Annotated in this window: 5 protein-coding genes; all 5 read right to left on the bottom strand. The window is 38.2% G+C overall.

Going from position 1 to position 4850, the window contains the following annotated elements; all coding sequences use genetic code 11:
- Window positions 1-106 precede the first annotated feature (106 nt).
- Complete coding sequence (locus K6V43_RS11175) at window positions 107-1378, bottom strand: hypothetical protein (RefSeq protein ID WP_222383133.1); 1272 nt, start codon at window positions 1376-1378, stop codon at window positions 107-109.
- Window positions 1379-1461: 83 nt separating this feature from the next.
- Window positions 1462-1848 (bottom strand): helix-hairpin-helix domain-containing protein, encoded by a 387-nt coding sequence (locus K6V43_RS11170; protein WP_222383132.1) that lies wholly within the window; start codon window positions 1846-1848, stop codon window positions 1462-1464.
- A 15-nt stretch (window positions 1849-1863) separates the two neighbouring features.
- The gene (locus K6V43_RS11165; protein ID WP_172018303.1) at window positions 1864-2118 is read right to left on the bottom strand and encodes a DUF1912 family protein; all 255 of its coding nucleotides are present in this window, start codon (window positions 2116-2118) and stop codon (window positions 1864-1866) included.
- A gap of 200 nt (window positions 2119-2318) precedes the next feature.
- Window positions 2319-3920 (bottom strand): CTP synthase, encoded by a 1602-nt coding sequence (gene pyrG, locus K6V43_RS11160; RefSeq protein WP_222383131.1) that lies wholly within the window; start codon window positions 3918-3920, stop codon window positions 2319-2321.
- A 166-nt stretch (window positions 3921-4086) separates the two neighbouring features.
- Window positions 4087-4671: a DNA-directed RNA polymerase subunit delta gene (rpoE, locus tag K6V43_RS11155; protein WP_024391066.1), complete on the bottom strand. Its 585-nt coding sequence runs from the start codon at window positions 4669-4671 to the stop codon at window positions 4087-4089.
- Between the last annotated feature and the right edge of the window lie 179 nt (window positions 4672-4850).

Raw genomic sequence — 4850 nt, 5'->3', positions numbered from 1 at the left:
TGAGGCTCACAAAAGGGAAAAATCGCTACTTAACGTGGCGATTTTTCTTTTTATAGGGTGCTAATCCGGTGATAGGACGGGAATAAATAACTACGGGAATGATTCATTAATTCTCTTTTTTGAAAACAACACCATTTTCTTTTAATTTTTTGACCGTTCCTGGGCCAATTCCTTTTATAGACAAAATTTCCTTCTCTGTCTTTTTCTTAAAATCCGCTTCAGAAGCCAACTTTTGCTCCGTAAAAATACGAACCAAGTCCATTCGAATACCTGCAAATTCAGGTTTATTTAAATTTGAAAACCAGTCATTCGCATGGCTAAGTGTCCTATGTAAGTGTGAAATATTTCGGTGATATTCTACTTCGGAGAAATCATCTTCAAAATCACAATCATTATCCCAATCGTCTGAACATCTCGTCAGGTATTTCTCTAAAATCATATTATTATTTAGAAAATCAAACAGTGGATAAAGAGCTGTTTGCAAGGATTCCTCTGTGAATGGAATATAAACTTCTTTTTCTTCGATTTCCAAAACTCTATCCAACCAATCCACTTCACCAAAGAACAAACTAGTCTCTCCGTTCATTTTTTCAAGTTGGACAAATAGCTTATCCGCTTCATCCCATTTCCCTTGCAAAACTTTCGAAATCAATAAATGTAGCAGCGCCCCGTCATCCTTATTTCCCTTTTGAACTTCTGCATAATAGGCTTGTTCGACCTTGTCGTACTGTCCTAATTGGTTATACAAAGAGAACATGATTGGTAAAAAGTTAGGAGGGAAGCGACGTAACCCATGCGAACGGAATGTTTCAATAATTTCCACGGCCAAACCATAAAAGCCCTCATCAATAAAATATTCCAAACAGTACATCAGCCCCTGATGAATTGGTCGTGTTTCAAAACAACTCCAATCCGCGTAATCTTCAGCCTTCCATAAATCCAGCGCCTGCTGATAGAACTTATATACCTTCTCAAAATAAGAACGTTCAAATGGTTCTTCCTCGATTAAAAGCAGGTGGAAACGTGCCGCAAAAAAATCTGAATTTATCGCCAAAACTTCCTTCAACAGTTTCTTCCTAGCCCTTGCATTTAGAGTGTGCATTGCTTTCCTAAACAAAGCATAGTCTTCCGAAAAAGAAAACGTCCCATCTGCCAACTGATGATTGATCTGCCTATAATCTGGTTCTACACCCGTTCTTTCAAACTCTTGAAATATGGCTGTTTTTTGATCATCATAATTTTGTATCGTCCGCCGCTCAACAATAGTTGGTTTTTTATGGAAAAATTCAAATAATTCCGCTTCCTCTTGTTTCAGGACCTTGATATCCAACTTTTGTTGTTTCTTTAATTCTTTCTTCCTATTTTTCTTCTTTGCCATAAGCTTTTCTCCTTGAATATTCTAATTCCATTATAGCAAGAGAACAAGAAAAAACCAACTCATTTCAGTTGGTTTCTGTTATATTAAGCTTTCAACTCAATCCCTTTTTCTTTCAACTGCTTGATGGTTGCAGGACCGATGCCTTTAAGAGCCAAGAGATCCTTTTCTGTGTGGTTTGCAAAATCAGCTACAGATTGAATACCTGCTTCATAGAAAGTTTCCAAACGTGCTACCGCAATGCCTTCCAACTCAGTAAGTGCCAAAAAGTCTTCCAATGAAGCCGCTGAAGAAGTCACCTCTGCAACAACTTCTTTCACTTGTTCCACAGCATGTTCTACGAAAGTTTCAGCCTGATGTGCGACTGTCTCAACAGCTCCACGAGCAGTTTCAAGACCTACACGACCTGCACGTTTCAAGTCTGATAGTTGTTTTTTTAATAGTTTTTTTCGATTTACTTTTTTCTTTGCCAATGGTTACTCCTCTCCTTAATAATGCCTTTGACCAATCAGTTCATCTGGTAAATCATGAAATCCTTTACCAGCGTGGTAGTTGGCAAATTTCCCTTGAATAAAGCGATAGGCATCCAGCTTGCTCTCATAACGAATATATGCATCCGCAGCACGCTCATCTTTGTCTTCTTCCAAGATACGGCGACTTTCTTCAACAGCCATTTCATTGACCATGACTTGTGTATTCACCCAAGCTTCAAATTCTTTTAAAAATTCTTGTTCTTTTGTCATTTTTTCCTCTTTCGTCTGTTCAATAATAAACACACCGACATATTATACCATAAAATCACCATTTGGAAAGCACAAATATTCTGTCATTTTTTACACAAATATAATTATGTTCTTATCAATCGGTGATAAAATAGCATCTAATTGATAAAAATAGGAAAGAGGAATCCACTGAAACCATGTATTCCTCTTCAACATGGCAGTTATTTGTTTTCAATCGCTGCCGTAACAAAAGCTGTATACAAACCTTCTGGACGATTTGGACGAGATTGCAATTCTGGATGGTATTGACAAGCAACGAAGAATTTATTTTCTGGAATTTCAACAATTTCTACCAATCGGTTGTCAGGTGATACTCCTGAAAAGACAAATCCTGCATTTTCAAATTGTTCACGGAATGCATTATTAAACTCGTAGCGATGACGGTGACGACATTGCACAACCTCTTGGTTATCATAAGCTGCAGCAGCCTTTGAGCCACGTTTGAGTTTACTTGGATACAAGCCTAAACGAAGTGTTCCGCCAAGGTCTTCTACTCCAATTTGGTCACGCATGATGTCAATGATTGGATATTTAGTCTCTGGGTCTAATTCAAAGCTATTAGCACCTTCCAAGCCTAGAACGTTCCGAGCAAACTCAACACAAGTCAATTGCATTCCCAGACAAACACCTAGCATTGGCACATCATTTTCACGCGCATATCGAATAGCTTGAATCTTACCTTCTGTTCCACGTTGACCAAATCCACCAGGAACGATAATCCCTTGGGCTTGGCTAAGACACTCCTCTACATTTTCAGCTGTTAAATCATTGGCATTGACCCAGTCTAATTCGATAGTAGCATCATTAGCATACCCGGAATGTTTTAAGGCTTCGACAACTGAAATATAGGCATCCTGAAGTTCAACATATTTACCAACTAGGGCAATTTTTACCGTTTTCTTCAAGTTCAATACCTTGTCTACCATTGCAGTCCACTCTGTCATATCTGCTGGTGGCACATCTAATTTCAAATGGTCGCAAACGATTTGATCCATGTTTTGGGCTTGCATATTCAGCGGAATTTGATAAAGATGCTCAACATCCAGTGATTCAATAACAGCTTCTGGAGCCACATCACAGAATTGAGCCAATTTATTTTTAATTCCTTGACCAGCTGGTTGCTCAGTACGAATCACCAACATATTTGGTTGAATCCCCAGACCACGCAGTTCTTTAACAGAATGCTGGGTTGGTTTTGTTTTCATTTCACCAGCCGCCTTAAGGTAGGGTAGAAGTGTCGTGTGGATATACATGACATTATCTGAACCCACATCCGCTTTCATTTGACGAAGCGCTTCAAGGAAAGGTAGACTTTCAATATCACCAACTGTACCACCTACTTCCGTGATGATGACATCCGCATCTGTAGTACGAGCAGCTCGTTTAATTTTATCTTTCAAAGCATCCGTAATATGAGGAATCACTTGAACAGTTGCGCCCAAATACTCACCTTTACGTTCTTTACGAAGGACTTCGCTATAAATTTTACCAGTTGTAACATTTGAATACTTATTGAGGTTGATATCAATAAAACGTTCATAGTGACCTAAATCCAAATCAGTTTCTGCACCATCATCCGTCACAAACACTTCCCCATGCTGGTAAGGACTCATGGTTCCTGGATCAATATTGATATATGGGTCAAATTTTTGAATGGTTACCTTCAGTCCACGGTTTTTCAATAGACGACCAAGGCTGGCTGCCACAATCCCTTTACCAATAGATGAAACCACACCACCTGTTACAAAAATATATTTTGTCATACAAACTCCCTTTCTACAAATCAAGCTAATCGAAAGATCTTGGGGAAGATCCTTTTACTAACCTGACGAAAAAACAAAAATAGCTCCCTATGAACTAGGGAGCTCCGACCTCAAAAGAGGTGCCCGATATTATCTTATCGCAATTTAGCTAACTTGTCAATTGATTTTAATCTTCCAAATTTTCGTCGTCGGAATAATCATCATCATCGTCATCTTCAGCCAAATCAACATCCTCATCAACTAAGTCGTCTTCTGGAATGATTTCATTTATTTCAGAATCGTATGATTCCACTTCATCTTTTTCATCATCAGGATTTTCATCGTCATATCCTGATTCATCCGTATCTTCGTAACCATCTTCATCTTCTGGATCATCATTACCATAATCAATGGCATCATCATCTCCATCCATGAAGGCATTGACACGTTTTTTCTTACGTTTTGGTGCATCATCATCTTCTTCAAGAGTAATCACTTCTTCGTCGATCTCATCGATAGCATACCATGAACGAAGACCCCATTTATTATCCCCAAGTGGGATAAAGCTACCATCCACATTCAAATCTGAATAGAAGATTGGTAGAGCTGCACGAATTTCGCTATTTGATTTTTCTAGGTAATTTTGAATTTCATTGACCAAGTCGTTGAAATACATTTCATTGTCACGTCCACGTTCTTCCAAAATAGCACGAGCTACTTCAATCATGGAAAGTTCGCTTTTTTCTTGTCCTGCAAATACGTTAAGTTCCAAGGCTTTTCTCCTTTTTTGTCTTTCCTTTCTATTTTACGCTAAAAAAAGCAAATAGTCAAAGATAATCTTTATCGAATCATTCCCTTTGTTGTATTTTTCAAAACCCGTTCCTTTTTCTAATAATAATATTTGGTTTAACTCTCTTAAACTCAAGAATTTTCCTCCACTGATGGATTGAG

The organism is Streptococcus suis (genome assembly GCF_019794615.1).
GTDB lineage: Bacteria > Bacillota > Bacilli > Lactobacillales > Streptococcaceae > Streptococcus > Streptococcus suis_AI.
The sequence above is the reverse complement of the archived record's forward strand: the minus strand, read 5'-3'. Positions and strand labels throughout refer to the sequence as shown.